General features: G+C 37.1%; 25 protein-coding genes and 2 pseudogenes. 4 read left to right on the forward strand and 23 right to left on the reverse strand.

Annotated elements, in window-relative coordinates:
• The first annotated feature begins 7 nt into the window (after positions 1-7).
• Genes QF044_RS00350 through QF044_RS00360 form a run of 3 tightly spaced genes read left to right on the forward strand, consistent with a single transcriptional unit; the run spans position 8 to position 1028 of the window.
• Positions 8-286: a hypothetical protein gene (locus QF044_RS00350; protein ID WP_307262296.1), complete on the forward strand. Its 279-nt coding sequence runs from the start codon at positions 8-10 to the stop codon at positions 284-286.
• A 44-nt stretch (positions 287-330) separates the two neighbouring features.
• Positions 331-642, forward strand: a complete 312-nt coding sequence (locus QF044_RS00355; protein WP_307262299.1) for a hypothetical protein — start codon at positions 331-333, stop codon at positions 640-642.
• Positions 594-1028, forward strand: a complete 435-nt coding sequence (locus QF044_RS00360; protein ID WP_307262302.1) for a hypothetical protein — start codon at positions 594-596, stop codon at positions 1026-1028. Before QF044_RS00355 ends, QF044_RS00360 begins: the two co-directional genes overlap by 49 nt.
• Positions 1029-1222: 194 nt before the next feature.
• On the opposite strand, the gene QF044_RS00365 is transcribed toward QF044_RS00360, so the two are convergent.
• The 20 genes and pseudogenes from QF044_RS00365 to QF044_RS00460 all read right to left on the reverse strand — a co-directional run bounded on the left by QF044_RS00365 (position 1223) and on the right by QF044_RS00460 (position 20157).
• Positions 1223-1843: a hypothetical protein gene (locus QF044_RS00365; RefSeq protein ID WP_307262305.1), complete on the reverse strand. Its 621-nt coding sequence runs from the start codon at positions 1841-1843 to the stop codon at positions 1223-1225.
• Positions 1818-3524, reverse strand: a complete 1707-nt coding sequence (locus tag QF044_RS00370) for a GAF domain-containing protein (RefSeq protein WP_307262306.1) — start codon at positions 3522-3524, stop codon at positions 1818-1820. The genes QF044_RS00365 and QF044_RS00370 overlap by 26 nt, the downstream gene beginning before the upstream one ends.
• Before the next feature lie 126 nt (positions 3525-3650).
• Complete coding sequence (locus tag QF044_RS00375) at positions 3651-3902, reverse strand: hypothetical protein (protein ID WP_307262309.1); 252 nt, start codon at positions 3900-3902, stop codon at positions 3651-3653.
• A 340-nt stretch (positions 3903-4242) separates the two neighbouring features.
• Positions 4243-5629 (reverse strand): annotated as a pseudogene (locus QF044_RS00380) (NADH-quinone oxidoreductase subunit N).
• A gap of 103 nt (positions 5630-5732) precedes the next feature.
• Entirely contained in the window at positions 5733-7226 is a 1494-nt protein-coding gene (locus tag QF044_RS00385; protein ID WP_307262311.1) for a NuoM family protein, read from the reverse strand.
• A pseudogene (nuoL, locus tag QF044_RS00390) lies at positions 7226-9140 on the reverse strand (NADH-quinone oxidoreductase subunit L). The gene QF044_RS00385 and the pseudogene nuoL overlap by 1 nt, the downstream one beginning before the upstream one ends.
• A gap of 3 nt (positions 9141-9143) precedes the next feature.
• Positions 9144-9473 (reverse strand): NADH-quinone oxidoreductase subunit NuoK, encoded by a 330-nt coding sequence (gene nuoK / locus QF044_RS00395; RefSeq protein ID WP_034703571.1) that lies wholly within the window; start codon positions 9471-9473, stop codon positions 9144-9146.
• Positions 9474-9477: 4 nt separating this feature from the next.
• Positions 9478-9975, reverse strand: coding sequence for an NADH-quinone oxidoreductase subunit J (locus QF044_RS00400; RefSeq protein WP_307262321.1), 498 nt, complete (start codon positions 9973-9975; stop codon positions 9478-9480).
• Complete coding sequence (locus QF044_RS00405) at positions 9975-10532, reverse strand: NADH-quinone oxidoreductase subunit I (protein WP_040996950.1); 558 nt, start codon at positions 10530-10532, stop codon at positions 9975-9977. The genes QF044_RS00400 and QF044_RS00405 overlap by 1 nt, the downstream gene beginning before the upstream one ends.
• A gap of 74 nt (positions 10533-10606) precedes the next feature.
• Positions 10607-11671: an NADH-quinone oxidoreductase subunit NuoH gene (gene nuoH / locus QF044_RS00410; protein ID WP_307262364.1), complete on the reverse strand. Its 1065-nt coding sequence runs from the start codon at positions 11669-11671 to the stop codon at positions 10607-10609.
• A gap of 73 nt (positions 11672-11744) precedes the next feature.
• On the reverse strand, positions 11745-12746 hold the full coding sequence (locus QF044_RS00415; RefSeq protein ID WP_307262366.1) for a 2Fe-2S iron-sulfur cluster-binding protein: 1002 nt from the start codon (positions 12744-12746) through the stop codon (positions 11745-11747).
• A 43-nt stretch (positions 12747-12789) separates the two neighbouring features.
• Positions 12790-13674, reverse strand: a complete 885-nt coding sequence (locus QF044_RS00420) for a hypothetical protein (protein ID WP_307262369.1) — start codon at positions 13672-13674, stop codon at positions 12790-12792.
• Positions 13675-13685: 11 nt separating this feature from the next.
• On the reverse strand, positions 13686-15044 hold the full coding sequence (gene nuoF / locus QF044_RS00425; protein WP_307262371.1) for an NADH-quinone oxidoreductase subunit NuoF: 1359 nt from the start codon (positions 15042-15044) through the stop codon (positions 13686-13688).
• A gap of 95 nt (positions 15045-15139) precedes the next feature.
• Positions 15140-15649, reverse strand: a complete 510-nt coding sequence (nuoE, locus tag QF044_RS00430) for an NAD(P)H-dependent oxidoreductase subunit E (protein ID WP_307262374.1) — start codon at positions 15647-15649, stop codon at positions 15140-15142.
• A gap of 137 nt (positions 15650-15786) precedes the next feature.
• A complete protein-coding gene (nuoD, locus tag QF044_RS00435; RefSeq protein WP_307262376.1) occupies positions 15787-17010 on the reverse strand; it encodes an NADH dehydrogenase (quinone) subunit D in 1224 nt (407 codons plus the stop codon).
• A 70-nt stretch (positions 17011-17080) separates the two neighbouring features.
• Entirely contained in the window at positions 17081-17575 is a 495-nt protein-coding gene (locus tag QF044_RS00440) for an NADH-quinone oxidoreductase subunit C (protein ID WP_307262378.1), read from the reverse strand.
• A 5-nt stretch (positions 17576-17580) separates the two neighbouring features.
• Positions 17581-18141, reverse strand: a complete 561-nt coding sequence (locus tag QF044_RS00445; protein WP_259828315.1) for an NADH-quinone oxidoreductase subunit B — start codon at positions 18139-18141, stop codon at positions 17581-17583.
• 100 nt (positions 18142-18241) lie between these two features.
• Complete coding sequence (locus QF044_RS00450) at positions 18242-18613, reverse strand: NADH-quinone oxidoreductase subunit A (RefSeq protein WP_307262383.1); 372 nt, start codon at positions 18611-18613, stop codon at positions 18242-18244.
• A gap of 121 nt (positions 18614-18734) precedes the next feature.
• A complete protein-coding gene (locus QF044_RS00455) occupies positions 18735-18911 on the reverse strand; it encodes a hypothetical protein (protein ID WP_307262385.1) in 177 nt (58 codons plus the stop codon).
• A 112-nt stretch (positions 18912-19023) separates the two neighbouring features.
• Positions 19024-20157 carry a GNAT family N-acetyltransferase gene (locus QF044_RS00460; RefSeq protein WP_307262388.1) on the reverse strand — a complete coding sequence of 378 codons (1134 nt, stop codon included), beginning with the start codon at positions 20155-20157 and terminating at the stop codon, positions 19024-19026.
• Between the two features lie 106 nt (positions 20158-20263).
• On the opposite strand from QF044_RS00460, the gene QF044_RS00465 reads away from it, so the two are divergent.
• The gene (locus QF044_RS00465) at positions 20264-20971 is read left to right on the forward strand and encodes a zinc metallopeptidase (protein ID WP_373462672.1); all 708 of its coding nucleotides are present in this window, start codon (positions 20264-20266) and stop codon (positions 20969-20971) included.
• On the opposite strand, the gene QF044_RS00470 is transcribed toward QF044_RS00465, so the two are convergent.
• The 3 genes from QF044_RS00470 to ribD form a co-directional block, all read right to left on the reverse strand.
• On the reverse strand, positions 20968-21570 hold the full coding sequence (locus tag QF044_RS00470; RefSeq protein ID WP_307262393.1) for a YigZ family protein: 603 nt from the start codon (positions 21568-21570) through the stop codon (positions 20968-20970). The two genes, QF044_RS00465 and QF044_RS00470, sit on opposite strands and share 4 nt — an antisense overlap.
• Positions 21571-21661: 91 nt before the next feature.
• Complete coding sequence (locus tag QF044_RS00475; protein WP_307262396.1) at positions 21662-21844, reverse strand: hypothetical protein; 183 nt, start codon at positions 21842-21844, stop codon at positions 21662-21664.
• Positions 21845-22053: 209 nt separating this feature from the next.
• On the reverse strand, positions 22054-23079 hold the full coding sequence (gene ribD / locus QF044_RS00480; RefSeq protein ID WP_307262398.1) for a bifunctional diaminohydroxyphosphoribosylaminopyrimidine deaminase/5-amino-6-(5-phosphoribosylamino)uracil reductase RibD: 1026 nt from the start codon (positions 23077-23079) through the stop codon (positions 22054-22056).
• Between the last annotated feature and the right edge of the window lie 51 nt (positions 23080-23130).

A 23130-nucleotide genomic window follows, 5' to 3' on the forward strand; every position in this document is an offset into this window, starting at 1 on the left:
GTAAGATATGAAATTAAAAATGCAAATGGGAATGCAATCATCTTTGAGTAAAAATTTTGATAATGATGTCAAACTTCTAATTGAAAGTTCTAATACTGAAATGAATGGTAGTTTAGTGAATTTAATATTTGCAGGAGGAAATTGTAGTGTTGGTATTGGAGAAATTATTTTAAAAAAGATGACTACTATACAATTTTCTTGGAATTATTATCCCGAAACGACTAGACGAAATAATATTACTTGTCTTCTAAGTTTAGATTATAATATTTATTTGCCAGAAACTTAAAACTTAGTATTGACAAAACAGTAATTAAATAGTCCAATATCTCAATGGAAAAAAGGTTGATTTTTTTATCCGTAATCTATTTTTGTTTTTATTGTGCAGGACAGGAAATAAAAATTCCTGATAATTTTAGTGGGCATGCTATTCCAAAAGTAGAGTCTGAAGAATGGTTTGTTTTGAACCACTCTGAAGATAGTTATGCTGTGAAAAAAGATAATGACAGATTGGTAGTGGAAAAGACCAGTTATTATAAAAAGAATTCTGAATTAGAAATCGAAGAGGGAAAACTGATTGGAGAAAATAAAGGAGAATGGGAGGAGCATTATACTTTCAGCCCAAAGAAGGTAAAGAAAAAATGATAGAAATAAAATTTGGAAATGTTATTGATATATTCAAATTCCAAAACAAAATTTATTTCACTGAAGGTTCAGGGATTTGGGGAAGTTTATACGAATTAAAAAAAGATTCAGTTTTCACATATGAAAAAATTGAATCCTTTGGGGATGCCTTAGAAGCATTTACTATATTTAATGACACTATTTATCTTGTCTCTCATCATGGTTTTTATAAAGTAGTGAATCAAAAAGCAGTAACCATTTTTAGAAACCAGTTTTGGCGAAATTTATATCCAAATTCTGTAATTGTATTCGATGAAGAAAATATTTTTATTGGTATGCGGAGTGGAATTGCTAAATTAAATCTTATAAAAAACACAGTTAATTTTTATAGAGAAAAAGGATTATAGGTCGTATTACATTTTAGATTGTTAAAAAAATAAAATTCCACTCAAATTTCATGGAAGATAGTAAGCTTAGATTATAACATTATATACCAGAAACTGAAAGCTTAGTATTTATAAAGCAATAGTGAGATAAACCGCTGAAAGGCGGTTTTTTATTTGTAATAGTACAAAATTATAAGATTACGGAATAGTTGTTATTAAACCAAAGAAACCCTCAATGCCAGCAATCCCGTAATTCCCTGAAGGTCTTCCACTTTTAAAAATTCTATATCATTCTGCAGAATTCCTTTTTTCTGAAGCTTATTGATGTATTCCAGGTATTCTTTCTGGTTTTCCATACCGAAATAAACGATGGTGATCTTGCCGGGACAGGTAATCCTTTCTGATGAATCTTTAACGTGTGCTTTATCCAGGCGTTTTTTTACAATTTCATAGTACGAATTGTAAGCACCGTCTACATCGAAACGTTTTTCATCCATTCTGAAGCGGATGTCTATTTTTTCATTGTAAACAAAAATCAAGGAGGCAATATCCAGCCGGATGGGCAGATCTCTTTTGAAATTCTGGAATTCACGCTCCATATTGCACATTGTTTTCAGCTGCCAGTATCTTAATTTATGAACCACTTTTGAAGTATACGGAAGATCCGGTGCAATATTGTGCCCAATGTATAAATTGTGCTCTACACCATCGGATTTGAACCTTTCATAATAATGCGGGAATAGCTCCTGTGCTTTCACCTGGCCTTCATCCAGCATATCAGCCAGCTTCCGGTTGACGAGGGTTATAGAATCATCCAGGCCTTTTTCTGTTGGCATAAAATAAATCGGTCTGGGTAAAAATCTGTAAAAAGTAATCTTTGATCTTATTTTTTATTTCCTTGTCTGCTTTCATTTCCAGTTTTCCCTGCAGGTAAGGATGTATTTCTTCTCTCAGCAGCCTTTGAAGGCGTTGCTCCGTGTCTGCTTTGATCTCGTTGTTCAGCTCGTTTTCAAAAACATCCAGCGCCAGAAGATATTTCTCTGAATCTGAATTGATCATTGTGAAAATGTCATGAAGGCTATCGAGCTGTTGGTTAATATCTTCCAGCATCAGATTAAAACGCTTATCTGAAGAGGAACGGATATCTGAGAACCCAAACAGAGGTGTCAGGTTTTTGAAGGAGATCTGTTTCAGTGTGTACATTTTTTTTCCCAGCGAAGCATTGAAATATTTTTCGGCTTCATTTCTGAATTTCCATACCACACTGTCATGGATGGAGGTGTATTCACGCTGGATAATGGCTTCTATCTGATAGTTTTTTTCAAAGCTGAACCTATTTAGGGAAAAAAGGATCATATCAGTGAAAAACTCCATTTTTTTCAGCTTTAAACCATTGAAACTGTTGGCTTGTGGAGATGTAAACTCCATAATAGCCAGAAGCTCATTGTCTTTCATGATAGGAATCACCATGAAGCTGTTGATATTGTTGTCTCTTAAAATACTAAAAGAAGGTAGGCTTTTAACATTTTCCTCCAGTTTATTGACATTGGAGATAACAATCGGTTTGGAGTTGTGATTTAAATTGGTAAAAGTATTTTTCCGGGTTTCTTCATCAAATGCATTGATCCAGAAATCCAGAACGTGATGGGTGAAAACATTTTCGTATATCGGAAGTCTGCCGAGTTTCTGATCTTTTTTATCGAAAAGCATAAGCCCGAAATTAAGTTCCGGGACATCGAAATAAGATTTGAAAATTTCAACAAGATTTTCATCCGGGCTCAAATCCTCCGGATCAATTTCTATCATGCTCGATTTCAGATCAGAAAGCGCCACTTCAGAAGTACAGTCTACAAGAGAAACAATAGTGAAACCTTTTAAAATCCATGATTTTGAAGGAAAATATTTTTTCCACAGTTTAAAATCGTCCAGATTTTCAAGCAGCATATCCAGCACATCATCAGACGGAATTTTTGCCTCTTCAGTAGGGTAAACCTCTATAAAGTCTGAATTGACCGTAATTTTATAATGTTTCATGATTCCCAGCCTGTTTGGGATATCATAATAGAGAGGCATGGTGCTTTTGATATCTCTTTTGAAATAAGTCTGAAGAATAAGGCAGCAGCAGAATACATAAAATTCATCGTCCCCGATATTTCTCAGCTCTATTTCAAAATCCTTTCCGGCATCTTTAAGTATGCTTTTAAATCTTTCGGTATAATTGAAAGTAGTTTTGGAAAGCGGAACACTGGCCGCTTTGATTTCATTGTGTGTAAGACCGGTAGGGAAGAGGTCTGCAAGAATCTGCCTGATGAGGTCTTCATGTTTTTCGAGAAGAGTTTCATCCAGGAATCCGTCTCGTAGCTCAGGAAATTTTTTTGTCCTTTCAATTAAAGATTCAGCATAATTAACCCTATACTCCAAACGGTCGTTGTACCGGATATGTTCCAGTACATCCAAATACTTTTTGAATGATATGAGAACCTGAAATGGAGCGTCTTTTTTATAAAGATTGGCCAAGAGCTGAATTTTAAAGTAAAGTTATGAAAAAAAGGCCACTTCCCAATCTGCTGTAAATTGGTGAAAACTATATTTTACATACCTTTACTTACTTTTCTTAAACAAAATCCGGTAAAAGATAAAACATTATCTGTTACTTCTTTTCTTTTTAAAATATTCTGCAGTTTTGTGAAAAAGATTAGGATAAAATTCTGATGTTCCGATCTTTAATTCTTTGGTTACCGGAAACAGAAATTTCATTAGCGGTACGCTAAATATGATAGCAACAGCCGCGACAAGCATTTGGTAATTGCCCACATCTGTTTTGTCTTTGCTTACATAAAAAACAATTGCAGCAATGACTGATGAAGTCAATAAAGTGATAAAGATTTTCTTCATGGTGGTCAATGTTATTCAAATTTAGCAGTTTCCCAGCATATTTAAATAAGAATTTGGTTTTTTGCTTTTATTTTGTGATGGTTTAAATATTGGACATATTTGTCTTGATGCAAAGCTTTATGATAGATAATGTTTAGACTAAGAATACAAAGAAAAAATCAATCTTTGATTGATGCAGCACCTTTAATCCGCGACTTTATCATTCTTGCATAACCTTTAAGTGTAAAAGGGTTTTAATTTATGACTTTGTGATAAAAAATAAGCATCAATACGTTGATAAAATTAACCATAAAAAAGCACAACCAAAATAGTTGTGCTTGTATATTTTATATTGGGATTTTTATAATCCGAACTGTCTTGCAAACAGATCAGGGAAAACTCCTAATATGATAATTGATGCAATGACAAATACTGCTACAATATTGTAAGTAAGGGTTACTTTTTCTGATGATTTAAATGTAGAATCTTTAAAGAAGAACATTGAAATAATTAGTCTTAAGTAGTAAGCGATAGATACTGCTGAACCTAATACAGCTACCAATACTAAGAAAACTCCATGCGTAGAATTCATCGCTTGGGAGAATAAAGCAAATTTCCCCATGAAACCAGCGGTTAACGGAACTCCTGCCATTGAAAGCATAGAGATTGCAGCCACTGTCGCTAATAGGGGTTCAGACTTTGCCAATCCTCTGAAAGCTCCGAAAGAAGTTTCTCTCTTTAATTTTTCTACGTAAATCAGGCACATGAAAACACCTACCGTTGATAGTGCATAAGCAAATAAATAGAAGGCTAAGTTATAGGTAGAAAGGCTTGTCATTCCAAAGAATACCAATCCAATGTATCCTGCATGTGAAACGGAAGAGTAGGCTAACATTCTTTTTGCATTGGTTTGGGCAAGACCCATAACGTTGGCTAAAAGTAATGTGATGATCAGGAATACTCCGAAAACATTGATCCACTGTTCAGTCACTCCTCCAAATCCGATGGTCATTAATCTGAATAGGGCAAAGAATCCTGAGATCTTTACTACACTCGCCATAAATGCTGTAATCAGTGAAGGGGAACCTGCATACACATCAGGACTCCACATATGGAAAGGAGCTAATGCTACTTTGAATGCCAGTGCACAAAGGATAAGCAGAACTCCCAAAATGAACATAACGTCTTTAGGATTTTTAACTCCAAAATCCTGGATTTTATATAAATCGAAACTTCCTGTACTTCCGTAGATAAATGCAATTCCGAACAGTAAGAAACCTGTTGCGAAGGCGCCCATCAGAAAATATTTGATTGAAGCTTCGTTTGATCTTAAATCAGTTTTGTTGGCTCCTGCCATTACGTATAACGGGATGGACAGAATTTCTACCCCTAAGAAAAGCGTTACCATATTCTGGTATCCGAAAAGGGTAATTCCACCGCAAAGCGCCAAAAAGCATCAGTGCATATAATTCTGACTGGTGGCTTCTGTGGTTGCTGAATGCAAAACCTCCCAGGAAGAATAACAATAAGGTGGTTACAATAGATATTTTGGTGAATAACGCAGTATTTGCAGTGTATTCATACATGTGTCTGTACTTTTCAAAGAAAGCACATTCGGGTAAGAAACTTACATATAATGCGATGATCAATCCTAAAATCCCAATGTATCTTGCGAATTTTCCCTGTTCGAAAACTCCTGAAAATAACGCAATAACTGCTGTTAGGAAAACAATAATTAAAACACTCATAATATAGATTTGAGAGGTGAGACATGAGAGACGAGACTAAATTTCTGATTCCTCATTTCCGGATCTCTTAATTTTTTAATTTTTAAATCTTTTAATCTTCTGGTTAGCTACCCATCGCTGTGTAGATAAATGTCAGCGAACTATTCACCATATCGATAATCGGCTGTGGGAAAATACCCAAGACGATTACAAAAACGGCTAAACTTGCCAATACTGAGAATTCTACAGCGGATAGGTCTTTTGCGGTACTTAAAACAGCTTCGTCTCCTTCCCCAAACATTGCTCTTCCGTAGAATCTCAATAGGTAAACGGCACAAAGAATGATGGTAAGACCAGCGATCACGGCTGCCAATCCGTTAAAGTCATAGACTGATTTCAACAGAATAAATTCCCCAATGAACCCATTAGTCAATGGAACTCCCATTGAACCTAGTATAATGATCAGGAACAACACGGCAAATTTCGGAGCCACTTTCGCTAAACCTCCCATTTGTCTGATGTCTCTTGATTTAAATCTCTTGTATAAAATATCACAACAATAGAATAATCCAACTACATTGATACCGTGTGCAAAAGTTTGCACCAATGCACCTTCAGCTCCTTCAATATTGAATGTTCCTCTTAAGGTAATTACTGCAGAAGAGAAGATCCCCGCTACCATTAATCCTACGTGAGAGAAAGAAGAATACGCAATGATTCTTTTCATATCAGTCTGGATGATGGCAATTAATGCACCATGAACAATTCCTACAATGGCAAGGATAATGACAATCTGCCCCGAAATTCCTGCAATTGGAATTGGAGTGATCGGAAGTAAATAACGGATAACACCGTACACTGCCATCTTCAGCATGATCCCTGATAAAAGCATGGACCCCTGAGTAGGAGAATAGGTATACGTATCCGGCTGCCATGTATGGAATGGAAATACCGGTAATTTCACTGCAAATGCAAAGAAGATAAACCAGAATACCACCGTCTGCTGTACTTCGTTAAGCTGAGCATTGTATAAGTCTGTTAAAGCGAATGATGCAGAGTGGTTGTACACATAGATCAATCCGGCTAACATAAATAATGACCCAACGAATGTATAAACGAAGAATTTGGTAGTGAATTCAAATCTTTTATTTTCCTGGCCCCAAAGTCCGGCAATAAACCAGATCGGAATCAGGGTTACTTCCCAGAAAATGTAGAATAATAATCCGTCTAAAGAAGTGAACACCCCTACAAGACCAAATTGCATCAGCAGGATCAGACCATAGAATGTATTTCTGTAGTTTACATTTTCGTTGAAAGAAGATAAAATAATGATTGGCGTCAAGATATTGGTCAACAATAATAGAAGCAGACTCATTCCGTCAATTCCGAAATGAAGTGAGCTTTTAATAAACTGTGACCAGGGATAATTGATCTCGTGCTGCAATACACTGTCTACCGTCGGATTAAAATCAAAATCCGCTGCAATGTAGAAAGTAATAAGCATTTGGATCAATGCAATTCCTAGCGCCAAGTATTTGCTGGATTTATTTTTCCATGCAAAAACTAATCCCGAACCTACAAGAGGTAATAGTAATAATGTTAATAATAAACCCGACATTATTGTAATATAAAGTTAACAATCAGTATAATTCCCACTGCTAAAGACATGATAAGAATATAAGTCTCTACATTTCCGTTCTGGATACGCTTCATGGCTTTTCCGCTGTCTTCAGCGCCTTCGCCAACGAAGTCTACAAAACGGTCTAAGATCCCTTTATCAAACATCTTTCCTCCGCGTCCTAATCCTTCAACAGTTTTTACAATCAATGCATTGTAAAGTTCGTCTACATATAGTTTTTTAGCAGAAAGCTTTTCCCATCCGGTGTAGCTCTCTTCTGCCAGTGCCATCTTTTTCTTTTTCACGTAAGTGTTTTTTACAATAAACCATACGGAGAAGAACATCAGCACTGTGGCTGCTAATAATATCATTTCAGTTCCGAAAGGCACTCCCGAAAGAGTAGCTTCCATCTGTTTAAAGCTTTCTTCGGTAAGAACCGGCTTCAACCATTCCATTAATTTTGCATAATGACCATGTCCGATGAAGTGAGGAAGGTTGATTAAACCTCCAAGCACAGAAAGGATAGCCAATACGATCAATGGTAAAGTCATGCTTTTTGGACTTTCATGTAAATGGTGTTTCTGATCTTCTGTCCCTCTGAAATTCTCCGTGGAATGTCAAATAGTACAGTCTGAACATATATGTTGCTGTAATAGCCGCTAAAATGAATAAAAATACCCAATAGATTGGATTTTTAGCGAAAGCTGCTACTAAAATTTCGTCTTTAGAGATCATCCCTGATAATAAAGGGAAACCTGATATTGCTAACGTTCCGATAAGGAAAGTTGCATGAGTTATTGGAATGTATTTTTTCAGCCCCCCCATGAAACGCATATCCTGTTCGTTACTCATGGCGTGGATCACAGAACCTGCACCTAAGAATAATAAAGCCTTAAAGAATGCGTGCGTCATTACGTGGAACATCGCTGTTGTATAAGCTCCCAATCCTAAAGCAATGAACATAAATCCAAGCTGTGAAACGGTAGAGTAGGCCAATACTTTTTTGATATCGTTCTGACGAAGTGCATAGAATCCTGCCAAAGCAGCGGTTAAGAATCCGATGAATAAAATTCCTCCCTGAACGGTAGGTGCTAAAGTGAATAAGAAGTTTGATCTTACCACTAAATAGATCCCTGCTGTTACCATTGTAGCTGCGTGGATCAACGCTGATACAGGAGTTGGTCCGGCCATTGCATCCGGTAACCATGTATATAAAGGAACCTGAGCCGATTTACCGGTAGCTCCGATAAATAAACTGGCTGTAATAAAGATAATTACTGTTCCGTCTAATTCAAATTTTGAAGCGTTCTGTGCTACGGTAAGGTAATCTACTGCATTGGTCTGAGAAGCGATCATGAAGATCCCGATCAGTAAGGCAAGGTCACCAATTCTGTTCATGATGAAAGCTTTTCTTGCTGCTTTACCATATTCTTCATTGGTATACCAGAATCCAATTAGTAAATAAGAACAAAGACCAACTCCTTCCCATCCGATGAACAGGATCAGGTAATTGCTTCCCATCACTAAAAGTAGCATAGAGAAGATGAAAAGATTCAAATAAGTAAAAAACTTATAGAAGCCTTTGTCGTGGCTCATATATCCGATAGAATATAAATGGATAAGAGAACCGATACCTGTAATGATCATCACCATCATTAATGAAAGCTGATCAATCTGGAATCCGACATTAATCTGGATCCCGTTTACTGTAAACCACTCAAAAGCTTTTACGATGATAGGCTGACTTTCAGAATCCATGTTCATGAAAATGCTTACAGCGATGCAGAATGATCCGAAAACCATTGCTGTAGCCAGAGAGCCTACCAATATTTTTGGAAGATTTTTCCCGAATAAACCGTTAATAAGAAACCCTAAAAGTGGTAAAAGTACTATTGCATACACTAAATTTTCCATTCCTTATCCTCTTAATTTATTAAATATACTAACATCTACAGAACGGGTATTTCTATACAGCATAGCAATAATTGCCAGACCTACCGCTACTTCAGCGGCGGCTACCACCATAATGAAGAAAACTAAAAGCTGTCCGTCTCCGTTTCCTTTATACGCTGAAAAAGCAGCCAATAAAAGGTTTACAGAATTCAGCATAAGCTCTACACAGCCCAAAATAACAATAGCGTTTTTTCTCAACAATACTCCCAATACTCCCAAACAGAATAATACTGAAGAAAGGATGATAAAATAGTTAAGAGGGACGCTTTGTATAAATGTATTTACTTCTCCCATAATTTTATAAATCTTTTTTACCGATTAATACCGCACCTACAATACCAGCCAAAATAAGGATGGAGGCAAGCTCAAACGGTAAAACATATTCGTTAAACAAAAGTCTCCCCAGATTTTTCGTAAGACCAACGCCTCTGTCTACATTTTCAACAACAATGTGATTGTCCTTAACACCTTTGAATACGCCTAAAACTCCAATTAACAGAAGACCTGCTGTAAAAACTCCGACAAATTTTAAAGTATTGCCCTTCTTACTTTCGTCTTCCTTATTAAGGTTAAGCATCATCAGGATATATAAGAACAATACCATGATCGCTCCGGCATACACTATAATCTGAATGATCGCAAGGAACTGTGCATTCAGAAGAATGTACATCCCGGCAATTGAAAACATCGTAACAATTAATGACAAAATAGCATAGAGAGGATTTCTTGCAAATACAAAATAAACTGCACTAGCCACTGCTAAAAACGCCACCAAGAAAAATAAAAACTGATCCATTATTTTACCGCATTTTTTTGTTTCTCGGATTGTCTTGTCGTAATGTCAATCCTTTCATTTATTTTTTCAACCAATTTATCTTTTCCATAGATGAAAGATCCTCTGTTGGTTTCTACATCTACCAATCTGTCTGTAAGATAGATCGCAGATTTAGGACAAGCCTCTTCACACATCCCGCAGAAAATACATCTCAGCATATTGATTTCGTATACTGATGCATATTTTTCTTCTCTGTAAAGTCCTTTTTCCTCTTTTGTTCTTTCTGCAGCCGTCATGGTAATGGCTTCTGCAGGACAGGCCACAGCACAAAGTCCGCAAGCCGTACATCTTTCTCTGCCTTCTTCGTCTCTTTTCAGAACGTGCTGACCTCTCCAGATGGTAGTTCTCGGTTTCTGTACTTCCGGATATGAATATACTGCGGGAGCACCTTTTATAACGGTTCTTACAGCATGCTTAAACGTAATCCCCATTCCTGTAAAAATGGCAGGAAGGTAGATCTTTTCAGCAAGGGTCATTTCTTTGTTGGAAACAACTTTTGATCTGTTCGTAAGTTTCATTTAATTATGGATGTTAGATGTTAGACATTAGATTTTAGACTAATCTTGCCTGTTATCTTAATTAATTTTAATTTTTAATTTCCAAATGCTAAAATTACAGCTCCTGTAATCAGCAGGTTTACCAATGCCATTGGGATCAGAGTTTTCCATCCTAAGTGCATCAATTGGTCATATCTAAATCTTGGAAGCGTCCATCTGATCCACATAAAGATCAGAATTCCGATTACCGTTTTTGTTAAAAATGCTACGATACTCAAGATTCCTGCAATGTTTTCACCCCAGTGCTGAGTTACCCATTCAATTCCCGGATAGTTGTACCCACCAAAGAAAAGAACGACCATGAAAGCATTGGAGATAAACATGTTTACATATTCACCGAACATGTATAAACCTAATTTCATGGATGAATATTCTGTAGAATATCCTGTTACCAGTTCAGATTCACATTCAGGTAAATCGAAAGGATGTCTGTTGGTTTCTGCCAAAGCAGCAACAAAGAATACCAGGAAAGCAATCGGCTGGTAGAAAATATTCCAGTTCAGTCCGGAAACCCATGGAATAACTCCCCAAAGCTTTCCTGTAGTCTGGCTTTCTGTAATTTCTTTTAAATCTAAACTTCCCGTCATCATGATGATAGAAAGTAAAGCCAATCCCATCGCCAATTCGTAAGAGATCATCTGGGAAGAAGCACGGATAGCTCCTAATAATGAATATTTGTTATTGGAAGCCCAACCTCCGATCATAATTCCGTATACACCGATTGAAGCCATTCCGATGATGAAAAGTACTCCAACATCAATATTTGCTACTTGTAAATCATAAGAAACTCCACCGAAATTCAAAGTTTTACCCCAAGGAATAACTGCTCCCGTGATCAATGAAATAAACATGACCAAAGCCGGCCCTAATACGAAAAGAAACTTTTCAGCATTGGCAGGGGTAAAATCTTCCTTAAAGAAAAACTTTCCACCATCGGCCAGTGGCTGCAGCAATCCGAAAGGTCCAGCTCTGTTGGGACCAATTCTATCCTGCATGATAGAGGCAACTTTTCTTTCTGCCCAGGTAGAGTAGGCGGCTATCGTAAGAGACAGCAGGAAAAGTGCCAGTACAAGTATAAGTTTAAATGTTAGTAAATCCATTCTGAATTTTAGATTTTAGATTTTAGATTATAGATTGTGAATTTAAAATCTATAATTTAAAATTTATAATTTGTTATAATTTTTCGTCTTTTTCACTGATTTCTTTGGCCATAGGATTGTCTAATACTCTTAGCTCATCCTTAGGTTTTTCGTAGTGGTTCAATGAAATTACCGAATGTCTGTCGATATGTCTAGGACCTTCAATATTCCAGTCAGAAAGTTCTTTTCTTTCAAAACGGCAGGTATCGCAGATGAATTCTTCCACTTCACCCCACTGGTCTTTTCTGGCAGTAACTCTTACAATTTCGTCACCTTTCATCCAAACTACGGCTTTTCCTGAACATTTATCACATTTACAAGAAGCATTCATTGGTTTTGTGAACCAAACTCTGCTTGCGAAACGGGAAGTTCTGTCTGTTAATGCTCCAACCGGGCAAACATCAATAATGTTTCCGATGAAGTCATTATCCAAAGCTTTATTTAAATAGGTAGAAATTTCAGCGTGATCTCCTCTGAAAAGAATTCCGTGTTCTCTTTCACCTGTTAACTGGTTTGCTGCCAATACACATCTTGCACAAAGGATACAACGGTTCATATTCAGCTTGATATTAGGACCAAGATCGTCTGCTTCGTAAGTGTTTCTTTCAAATTCAGTTCTGGTTTCAAGGTTTCCGTGTTCATACCCAAGATCCTGAAGGTGGCATTCACCAGCCTGGTCACAAATAGGACAGTCCAGAGGGTGGTTTACCAATAGGAATTCGGTAACGGCTTTTCTGCCTTCCTGAGCTTTTTCGGAAGAAAGATTCTTCACCTCCATACCGTCCATCACGTTAGTTCTGCAACTCGCAACTAATTTTGGCATAGGGCGCGGATCTGCTTCGGATCCTTTTGAAACTTCAACCAAGCAAGTTCTACATCTCCCTCCACTGGTTTCCAATTTGCTGTAATAGCACATTGCAGGAGGTACAGATTTTCCACCGATTTGTCTGGCAGCTTCCAAAATAGAAGTCCCAGGCAAGACTTCAGTGGTCTGTCCGTCTATAGTTATTTTGAATTTTTTAACCTCTTCGCTCATATTCTATGCTTTCGCTTATGCTTTTAAGGCGTTAAGCTATATTTTAATTATACTTCTTCGTGTTAAATGTATATCCCACTCCTGCAAGGACTTGTCCGAAAACAAAATCCTGACGGGCTTTATCCGGCTTGTTATTTAATGTGGTTTTAATATCCCACATATTGATATATCCTGCTTTTGCCTCTGCTCTGATCATCCAGTTTTTCCAGAAAACCAGGTTAAGGCTGGATCTAAGATCGGTTCCCATTCCAGCAACGTGGAAACGGTCGCTTCTTTCATTCCCGAAAAGTTTGATATTACTTTTAGGAAACATTACTCCGATTCCCGCTCCATAAGACCATACTAAATCTATATTTTTCCTATGAATAAGGTTTTTATATTTCTCAAGACCTAAATTCTCATAATTAAGTCCGTCTGTATGCTCGAAAGTAAGGAACTCGGTGTCTGCTAAATTAACCTGTCCGTTATGAACCATCGCTGCATATTTAGGATCTGAAATTGTTCCTGAAAAATCAACCGTCTGGTCCTGTTTCATCACATATTTCATATGATCTATTCCTAAAACCAAGGCTAAATTATCTTTTATAAAATATCCTATTCTGAAATTGTACTGCGTTACGGTAAACCAGCTTGGATCGATATAAACGATTCCGAACTTCGTAGGTTTATCTCTGGCCTGTACATTATTCAACTGAAAATCATATCCGTTTCCGGTAAAATGAATGTCAGAATTGCTGAAAGCTCCTCTGTTCCATCCGTAAAAAACGAAGACCTGACCTTTTTTACTTAATGGTAATGGTTTTTCTTTCTTTTCAGCTTTGTATGGAGTGACCTCCAGTTTATATTCTTTATTTAATGTATCTTTTTTTACTTGCCCAAAAGCAATAAACCCCGACATCATTAAGCCGACAACCAATAACTTCTTCATTATTTTTTTAGCTAAGCATTTTTTTCAACAGCAGGAATTGGATCTGCATAATGTGCCAATCCATAATTTTGTGTCTGAGATAATTCAGGATTTTTTACATGCCATTCGAACTCGTCTCTAAAGTGACGGATTGCTGCTGCAACGGGCCACGCCGCTGCATCTCCTAATGGACAGATGGTATTTCCTTCAATTTTTCTCTGTATATCCCAAAGAAGGTCGATGTCTTCCATTTTTCCTTCCCCTTTTTCTATCTTCTTCAGGATTTTGTACATCCATCCCGTTCCTTCACGGCAAGGTGTACACTGTCCACAACTCTCGTGATGATAAAATCTCGCTAAAGTCATAGTATGTTCCACGATACACTGGTCTTCATCTAAAACGATAAAACCTCCTGAGCCCATCATCGTTCCGGTAGCAAAACCACCATCAGCTAATGATTCATAGTTCATGTATCTTGGCTCTCCGTTTACAGTTCTCAATAATAAATTAGCAGGAACAATCGGAACAGAGCTTCCTCCCGGAATACAAGCTTTTAATTTTTTTCCGTCTTTAATTCCACCACAATATTCATCAGAGTAAATGAATTCTTCAACCGTAATGGTCATATCGATTTCATACACTCCTGGTTTGTTGATGTTTCCACAGGCAGAAATTAATTTTGTACCTGTAGATCTTCCTACTCCGATTTTAGCGTATTCAGCTCCTGTAATATCAATAATTGGAACGATGGCTGCGATAGATTCCACGTTATTTACCACTGTTGGCCTTTCCCAAAGTCCTTTTACAGCCGGGAATGGTGGTTTTAATCTTGGGTTTCCTCTTTTACCTTCAAGGGATTCAAGCAATGCGGTTTCTTCACCACAAATATAGGCTCCACCACCTCTCTGAACGTAAATTTCACAGTCGAAGCCCGTTCCCATGATATTTTTGCCTAAAAATCCTGCTGCTTTGGCTTCTTCAATCGCTTCTTCTAAAATATCAGGAATCCATGAATATTCTCCACGGATGTAGATATAGGAAACATTTGAACCTAAGCAGAAAGATGAGATCAGCATTCCTTCGATCAGTAAATGAGGAAGAAATTCCATCAGATATCTGTCCTTGAAAGTTCCCGGCTCAGATTCATCAGCATTTACGACAAGGTGTCTTGGCACGCCTTCCGGTTTTGCCAGAAAGCTCCATTTCATTCCTGTCGGGAATCCTGCTCCACCACGTCCACGAAGTCCTGAAGCTTTTACTTCTTCAAGAATTTCGTCAGGGGTCATTTTCAAGGCTTTTTCAGCTGCGGTGTAACCTCCCTGTTTACGGTAGGTTTCAAAGTAACGAATGCCTTCTATATGTGCGTCTTTAAGTAAAAGTTTTTTACTCATGTTATTTTCTTGTTGCAATTGGCTTTTGGCTTTTTGCATTTATTATTAAAACTTAAGTTGACTTAAAATCTAAAATGTAAAATTTTAAATTTTTATTAATCTACAGCAACCTGTCCTTGTCTGCAAAGATCAAGGATTTCGTCTACTTTTTCTATCGTTAAATTTTCGTGAAAGAATTTTCCAAGCTGCAGCATGGGTGCGTATCCGCAAGCTCCAAGACATTCGGCAGGCTTTAGGGTAAACATTCCGTCTTCGGTAGTTTCCCCGTCTTTAATGTTCAGTTTAGTTCTGATATGGTCAAGGATCTTCTCGCTTCCGCAAACCATACAAGGCCCGGTTCTGCATACTTCCAAAACATATTTACCAACCGGCTTCATATTGAACATGGTATAAAAAGTGGCTACTTCATATACTTCAATTGGCTTAATACTTAATAATTCAGCAACATAATCCATCACAGGAACGTCTAACCATCCTCCGAATTCTTTCTGTGCCAAGTGGAGTACAGGAAGAAGGGCAGACTTTTGTCTTCCCTCAGGATATCTTGCGATAATTTTGTGTACCTGTGCTAAACTTTCCGGTTTAAAAGCTATTGTTTCGCTCATATTTAAAGATTTTAGATTTTAGATTCTAGATTTTAGATGAAAAATCATAGTCTAAAAATCTTATCATTTTTTTTATTTATATTGAACACTTATTTTAGATTAATTTAAAATCTATAATCTAAAATTTATAATTTCAATTATGCGTCTAATTCTCCCGCAATAATATTCATACTACACATCGTAACGATCGCGTCTGAAATTACAGAACCTGTGATCATTTCAGGGTATGCCTGATAGTAGATGAAGCATGGTCTTCTGAAGTGAAGTCTGTAAGGGCTTCTTCCACCGTCACTCACCAGATAGAATCCTAATTCTCCGTTTCCTCCTTCTACAGCGTGGTATACTTCTCCTTTAGGTACCTCTGTTTCTCCCATTACAATTTTGAAATGGTAGATCAGCGCTTCCATCTTCTTGTAAACATCTGCCTTTTCAGGAAGATAGAAATCAGGAACATCCGCATGGAATGGACCTTCCGGAAGATTGTCGTATGCCTGGTTGATAATTTTAAGAGATTCCCAGATTTCCTGCTGACGGACCATGAAACGGTCGTAAGTGTCACCTGCAGTTCCTACCGGAATAATGAAATCGAAATCTTCGTAAGAAGAATAAGGCTGTGCCACTCTCACATCATAATCTACTCCTGACGCACGTAGATTCGGACCTGTAAAACCATAGCTTAATGCTCTCTCTGCAGAAATAGCTCCTGCTCCGATGGTTCTGTCCATAAAGATTCTGTTTCTTTCCAGTAAAGTACCGAATTCTTTAAATCTGGCAGGGAAAGTTTTTAAGAAGTCTTTTAATAACTCATGGAATTTCGGAGTGAAATCTCTTTCAAATCCTCCGATTCTTCCCATATTCGTTGTCATTCTTGCTCCACAGATTTGCTCGTACATGTCGTAAATACGTTCTCTTTCGATGAACATATAGGTAAGACCTGTAATAGCTCCTGCATCCATTCCGGTTACCCCGTTACAGATCAGGTGGTCACCGATTCTGGCTAATTCCATCAAAATAACACGCATATAATCAACACGTTTTGGAACTTTAATACCAATCAGTTTTTCAACCGTCATGTGCCAACCAAGGTTATTGATAGGTGCAGAACAGTAATTCATACGGTCAGTAAGGGTAGTGATCTGAGAATAATTCCTTCTTTCAGAAATTTTTTCAAATGCTCTGTGAATATATCCTACGGTTTGCTCTGCGTGAAGGATTCTTTCTCCATCCATCGTTAAGATATTCTGGAAGATCCCGTGGGTAGCAGGGTGAGTAGGTCCTAAATTGAGGGTATACAACTGTCCGTCAATCTGCTCCTTACTTTCGTATTGGTTAAGTATATTAGATAATGAGTTATCTTTCATAATATATAATTGATAATCGATAAGCGATAATTGATCATGAACCAATCATCATTAATCATTTATATTCTTTTTATCTTCCGAACATATTATCGTCCTTATCTGTTCTGGTACCATCTTCAAGACGATATTCTTTCAGCATAGGATGGTATCCCAGATCTTCCATATTCAGGATAGGTCTCAGATCAGGATGTCCTTTAAATTTAATTCCGTAGAAATCATAGGTCTCTCTTTCCATCCAGTTGGCTCCGGCATATAATTCCACAAGGGAATCAACTTCGATATTTTCTCTGGACATAAAGATTTTTAGACGCAATCTGAAATTGGCCATCATATTGTGCAGGTGATATATTACACCTATTTCCTTATCCGGAAACTCAGGGTAATGAATCCCGCAGATATCGGTAAGGAAATTGAATTCCAAAGATGAATCTTTCAAATAGTGAATGATTTTTTTGATATCATCTTTCTTCACTTCAATTGTCAGCATTCCATAAGGTTCTGAACTTGAAATGACAGATTCCGGAAATTCTCTTGTGATGGCTTCTAATACAAATTCGTTTGTCATTTCCCTTAGTTGCTTATATTGTAAGAATCTAGTAATTTCTGGTATTCAGGCATATCTCTTCTTCTGATGCTTTCGCTTTCTGAAAGAGCCTGAACCTGCATTACGCCTTCAATGATCTGCTCCGGTCTTGGAGGACATCCGGGAACATACACGTCCACCGGAATAATTTTATCAATTCCCTGTAAAACAGAGTACGTGTCAAAAATACCACCGCTGGAAGCACAGGCTCCAACAGCAACCACCCATTTTGGCTCTGCCATCTGAGTGTAAACTTCTTTTAGGACAGGTCCTAATTTTTTAGATATCGTTCCGCAAACCATCAACATATCTGCCTGTCTTGGTGAGAAAGAATTTCTTTCCATACCAAATCTTGAAGCGTCATATGTAGGGTTCAGGGTCGCCATAAACTCGATACCACAACAAGAGGTTGCAAATGGTAACGGCCAAAGTGAAAACTTTCTGGCCATCCCGATTACACTGCTCAGTTTCGTTGCGAAAAAACCTTCTCCTTCAAATCCCTCGGGAGCTGGTGCATCTGTTCTTATTACTGGTTTGTTATCTGACATTTGATTGATTTAAGATTTTAATTTAGATTCTAAATTGGTGTTAATGTTAACTTAACTCTAATTTTCTTGATCTAAAATTGTCATTTAAAATTTCTATTCTTTATTTATCCCAATCTAATGCGCCACGCTTCCAAACATAGAAAAACGCCATGAAAAAGATTGCGACAAACATAAGTACGGCCAGGAATCCTTCTACTCCGAATTCTCTGAAATTAACCGCATATGGGTAAAAAAATACGATTTCAATATCGAATAGTACGAACAATACCGCAGTCAGGAAGTATTTAATAGAAAACGGTGTTCTCGCATTTCCTTCTACTGGAACTCCACATTCCCAGCTTTGGTTCTTTACAGAATTTCCTTTTTTCTGTTTTGGCCCTAAAAAATGTGCTCCAAGCAGAGAAACCGCTACGAATGCTATCGCAACACCTGCCTGTAATAGGATTGGAATATAACTTTCAGGTAAATTCATTTTTGCATTATTATCTCAATTTGCAAATTTAGCGAATAAACAAGAAAGCATGAAATTAATAAGCTTAAAAGTGGGATGAAAATAGGGAAAAGTGGTAATTTAGAATGAATAAAAATAGTCCTTATTTCTTCATTTTTTTAAGGAGAGCGTAGGCCATGAAGGCAATATATCCAAAAAGAACACTAGCTAAGATTATGTTAACTGCTGTATTTGTCCTGTCATCTTCCATCTGGAAAAAGAAGTTATAAGCAATAAATGCTGTAATCAGAACAGCGAAAACTATAAGATGTGGTTTCATGAGTTGTTGGATACATGTTACGGATTGAAAATTTCGGGGTAGGAATTCGAGGTGTAAAGTATGAGTTATTAGTTTCCGGTTTAAAATAAGTCACTAATAACTCATCATTTTATCAATGATCATTGATCATTAACGAATAGGTTCTTCTTCTTTTGTGATTTACCGGATTGTAGTCCTGCCACAGAACCTGAACACTTTTATTTTCTTCCAGTTCAGGATTGGTTTCGGCGAAATCAATTCCCATGCTGGTAAAACGTACAAAGATTTCTTTAAATATGATGGCTGTTACACCACGTCTCTGATATTCAGGATGAATGCCGATCAGGTAAAAATTCGCACGGTCATTTTTCTTTCCTGCCTGTAAAAAGTGCCACCATCCGAAAGGAAAAAGTTTTCCTTTTGATTTTTGTAAAGCCTTTGAATAGGAAGGCATTGTGATGGCAAAGGAAACCAGTTCGTTATTTTCGTCTACTACACAGATCACATAATTTTTGTCTATAAAAGGAAAGTATTTTTCTCTGTAGGTCTGGATCTGTTCGTCTGAAATAGGAGTGTAGGTAGAAAGATGTTTATAGGTTTCATCAAGCAGCTTAAACATAGGTTCTACAAATGGAAGGATCTCCTGTTTAGATTTGAAATTGAGAACTTTAAGCTTGTATTTCTGGGCAATCAGTCCGCTAAACTTTTCCACTTTTTCAGGTAAAATTTTTGGAAAATTCATTTCATATTCTACCCATTCTTTTTCCTTAGTGAGTCCAAGTTCTTCCAGATGTTTAGGATAATATTCATGATTGTAGATTCCGATCATCGTTGCCAGCTTATCAAAGCCCATTGTTAGCATTCCTGCTTTATCAAGATTAGTAAAGCCCATTGGTCCTTCAATCTTATCTATTTTATGTTCTTTGGCGTAATCTATTACTTTTTGGATGAGTGCTTTTGAAACTGCCTTATCATCAATGAAATCAATCCATCCAAATCGTACTTTTCTGATGCCCAGTTCTTGTTCTTCTTTATGATTGATGATCACGGCGATCCTTCCCACCACTTTATTGTCTTTTAAAGCCAGAAACTGTTTGGATTCTGAATAATTTAAGGCCGGATTTTCTTTGGCATCCCAAATTTTGAATTCATCTTTTATAAAAGAAGGAACGTAATAAGGATTGTTTTTATAGAGATCCATCGGAAACCTTACGAATTGTTTTAATTCGTTTGCGTTTTTCACTTCAATAACGGAAACGTCTGACATATTTAAAGGGTAATTAGAGAACAAATATAAATAATAAAATGTAATACTTTGGCACAGTTTTTACATCAATATGGGTAAATTCAAACACAAAAATCTAAATACAATGATGGGTTATTATATCATTATCGGTATCTCGATGCTCGTCAGCTGGTGGGTTTCGTCCAAGCTGAAATCGAAATTCGAATACTACTCCAATGTACATCTCAGAAACGGACTTTCGGGAAAGGAAGTTGCAGAAAAAATGCTGAGAGACAACGGGATCAATGATGTACAGGTTATTTCAGTTCCGGGACAGTTGACAGACCATTACAATCCGGCAGACAAAACAGTTAATCTTTCTGAAGGAGTTTATATGCAGAGAAATGCGGCAGCGGCAGCAGTAGCAGCTCATGAATGCGGCCATGCAGTACAGCATGCTGTAGGCTATTCAATGTTGAACCTGCGTTCAAAACTGGTTCCTGTTGTTAATATAAGTTCTAATCTGATGCAATTTGTCCTCATTGCCGGTATTGGTGTGATGGCAGCAACAAGATCCATTGATAATCCCAACGGAAACACTGCAGTTCTGGCGATAGGGGTAGCGATGTTTGCAATGACAACTCTTTTTGCATTTGTAACGCTTCCGGTAGAATATGACGCGAGTAACAGAGCGATGAAATGGCTTAAAGATACGGGAACGGTAACGCAAGAAGAGTTTGCAGGTGTACAGGATAGCCTGAAATGGGCGGCAAGAACATATGTCGTAGCGGCTATTGGATCTCTTGCACAGCTACTTTACTGGGCTTCTTTATTACTTGGCAGCAGAAGGAATTAATCTTTAAATTCAAATGAAACATATTGCATCTCGGATAATTTATCTGAGATGCTTTCTTTTTGGGCTAACTTCAAAGAAGCAGTCAGTATACAATTTTCGTTGGCATCAAAATTCAAAACTTTGGCGTCAAATTTAGAGAGCAATGTAAAAATGATATTTTGCTGATTGAAATTGAAATGAATCTCCATTTCTGCTTCAAGTTCTCTGGTAATAATCTTAGCTTCTTCAAGAGTGATTTTCGCACATTCTTTATACGCTTTTACAAGACCAGAAACACCGAGTTTAGTTCCGCCATAATAACGGACCGAAATAACAAGAACATTGGTAATCTCATGGGCTAAAAGCTGGTTGTAGATCGGAAGCCCGGCACTTCCTGATGGTTCTCCATCATCATTTGCGCGGTAATTTTCACCTTCAATACCCATTCTGAATGCATAGCAGTGATGAGTAGCCTTTGGATGTTCTGTCCTGACTTTTTCCAATGCTTCCTTCAGTTCTTTTTCATTATTGACAGGAAAGGCAAATCCGATGAACTTGCTCCCTTTTTCTTTTAATAAAGTGTTTTCTATGGGTTTTTCTATGGTTTTAAATTCGAACATTCCTCTCTGTAATTAATGTTGCAAATTTAAGCTTTAGTATTTATTATTGAAAAATAAGATAGAAAAAAGAGCACATACAGTGCCCCTTTTTTTAAACGCAAATTGATTTGAAATCTCCTTCAAGCCAAGCTGGTGGACAACTCATGTCGAAGGGTTTTGGACAGCATTCTGCCTGTAGTTGCGGTGGATAGAATGTACAGCATTTGGCAGGAGTAACTCCACCACCAACGATTCTTCTTAAATTTTGTCTTGTAATTCTTTTTTTGTTTTTCATAGAATTTTTTTTGCAAGACTAATATATATAAATTATTTCATTGAGTTGTGATAAAGAGAAAATATTTTTGATTTTTTAAAAACAGTAAGTCTTTATTACACTTTTTTTGCTTGGCTCATATTTCAAAAATGTATACAGGTTATTTTGAATAATCTTCTTCAGGGCTTGTAATACCTTTTCCATATAGTATCAAAATAATATGAGGGCAGCTATTGAAATCTAAAAAAATAAATTAAATTATCAGAATACTTTTCTATTTTGTCTATAATATAAGTAAATTCAGGAGCTTGTGTACCATTTTCCAATTTCAGTCCATCATTTTTAATGACAATCGCTTCATCCCAAAGTCCGTTGTCAATAAACTGTTGTAGAGTATATTTCCCTCCCTCGATAATAATGGATTGTATTTGTTCTTTATAAAGTGTGGCCATCAGATCAGGCAGGAAGTTTTCTTTTTCTATTTTGATAAATTTGATATTATTTTCCGTTTCTTCTTTGACAGAATTGATGACCAATGTTTGGGCTTCATCATTGTAAATTTTAAAATCTCCAGGAACTTTTAACTCGAAATCTATAAGAATTCTTATTGGATTTACGCCTTCAGCATTTCTTACCGTTAAACCCGGATTATCATTTATGGCAGTCTGGGTTCCTACTAAAATGGCATGTTCATCAGCTCTTAACTGATGTACAAACTGATTGACTAAAGAGTTGGAAATTGCTGTTGGTTTAAAGTCTTTATCCATAAACCCATCTCCTGATTCTGCCCATTTCAGAATGATATAGGGTCTTTTCTTTTCGTGATAGGTGAAAAACCTTTTATTCAATTCGATGCATTCTTGTTCCAATATTCCGGAAACGACTTCAATACCGGCATCCTGAATAATCTTCTTTCCTTTTCCATTCACTTTGTCATGAGAATCCATGGCACCAATTACTACTTTTTTGAAGCCGAGTTCTTTAATTTTTAAAGCACAGGGCGGTGTTTTGCCATAATGTGCACAGGGCTCTAAAGAAACATAGATCGTAGACTCCGGAATGAGATCTTTATTTTCTACAGAATTGATTGCATTAATTTCTGCGTGGGGCTGCCCGGCTTTGTGGTGATATCCTTCCCCGATGATGTTCCCGTTATGAACGATCACACTTCCTACAAGAGGGTTGGGATAAGTCTTACCCAGGGCTTTTTGGGCGAGCTCAATGCATCTTTTGATATATAATTCGTCGTTGCTCATAAAGTAAAAGAAAAAGCGAAGCCAAATTTCTTTGCTCCGCCTGTTTGTATT

The organism is Chryseobacterium sp. W4I1 (assembly GCF_030816115.1).
In the GTDB taxonomy this organism is placed as follows: Bacteria; Bacteroidota; Bacteroidia; order Flavobacteriales; family Weeksellaceae; genus Chryseobacterium.

Coding starts and splice junctions, on each gene's coding strand:
- QF044_RS00420 (WP_307262369.1), bottom strand. CDS start 13,674: ATGAAGAAGTTATTGGTTGTCGGCTTAATGATGTCGGGGTTTATTGCT.
- QF044_RS00375 (WP_307262309.1), bottom strand. CDS start 3,902: ATGAAGAAAATCTTTATCACTTTATTGACTTCATCAGTCATTGCTGCA.
- QF044_RS00455 (WP_307262385.1), bottom strand. CDS start 18,911: ATGAAACCACATCTTATAGTTTTCGCTGTTCTGATTACAGCATTTATT.
- nuoF (WP_307262371.1), bottom strand. CDS start 15,044: ATGAGTAAAAAACTTTTACTTAAAGACGCACATATAGAAGGCATTCGT.
- nuoK (WP_034703571.1), bottom strand. CDS start 9,473: ATGGGAGAAGTAAATACATTTATACAAAGCGTCCCTCTTAACTATTTT.
- QF044_RS00350 (WP_307262296.1), top strand. CDS start 8: ATGAAATTAAAAATGCAAATGGGAATGCAATCATCTTTGAGTAAAAAT.
- QF044_RS00470 (WP_307262393.1), bottom strand. CDS start 21,570: ATGTTCGAATTTAAAACCATAGAAAAACCCATAGAAAACACTTTATTA.
- nuoE (WP_307262374.1), bottom strand. CDS start 15,649: ATGAGCGAAACAATAGCTTTTAAACCGGAAAGTTTAGCACAGGTACAC.
- QF044_RS00360 (WP_307262302.1), top strand. CDS start 594: ATGGGAGGAGCATTATACTTTCAGCCCAAAGAAGGTAAAGAAAAAATG.
- QF044_RS00365 (WP_307262305.1), bottom strand. CDS start 1,843: ATGCCAACAGAAAAAGGCCTGGATGATTCTATAACCCTCGTCAACCGG.
- QF044_RS00385 (WP_307262311.1), bottom strand. CDS start 7,226: ATGTCGGGTTTATTATTAACATTATTACTATTACCTCTTGTAGGTTCG.
- QF044_RS00415 (WP_307262366.1), bottom strand. CDS start 12,746: ATGAGCGAAGAGGTTAAAAAATTCAAAATAACTATAGACGGACAGACC.
- QF044_RS00450 (WP_307262383.1), bottom strand. CDS start 18,613: ATGAATTTACCTGAAAGTTATATTCCAATCCTATTACAGGCAGGTGTT.
- ribD (WP_307262398.1), bottom strand. CDS start 23,079: ATGAGCAACGACGAATTATATATCAAAAGATGCATTGAGCTCGCCCAA.
- QF044_RS00460 (WP_307262388.1), bottom strand. CDS start 20,157: ATGTCAGACGTTTCCGTTATTGAAGTGAAAAACGCAAACGAATTAAAA.
- QF044_RS00405 (WP_040996950.1), bottom strand. CDS start 10,532: ATGAAACTTACGAACAGATCAAAAGTTGTTTCCAACAAAGAAATGACC.
- nuoD (WP_307262376.1), bottom strand. CDS start 17,010: ATGAAAGATAACTCATTATCTAATATACTTAACCAATACGAAAGTAAG.
- QF044_RS00355 (WP_307262299.1), top strand. CDS start 331: ATGGAAAAAAGGTTGATTTTTTTATCCGTAATCTATTTTTGTTTTTAT.
- QF044_RS00465 (WP_373462672.1), top strand. CDS start 20,264: ATGGGTTATTATATCATTATCGGTATCTCGATGCTCGTCAGCTGGTGG.
- QF044_RS00400 (WP_307262321.1), bottom strand. CDS start 9,975: ATGGATCAGTTTTTATTTTTCTTGGTGGCGTTTTTAGCAGTGGCTAGT.
- nuoH (WP_307262364.1), bottom strand. CDS start 11,671: ATGGATTTACTAACATTTAAACTTATACTTGTACTGGCACTTTTCCTG.
- QF044_RS00475 (WP_307262396.1), bottom strand. CDS start 21,844: ATGAAAAACAAAAAAAGAATTACAAGACAAAATTTAAGAAGAATCGTT.
- QF044_RS00445 (WP_259828315.1), bottom strand. CDS start 18,141: ATGTCAGATAACAAACCAGTAATAAGAACAGATGCACCAGCTCCCGAG.
- QF044_RS00440 (WP_307262378.1), bottom strand. CDS start 17,575: ATGACAAACGAATTTGTATTAGAAGCCATCACAAGAGAATTTCCGGAA.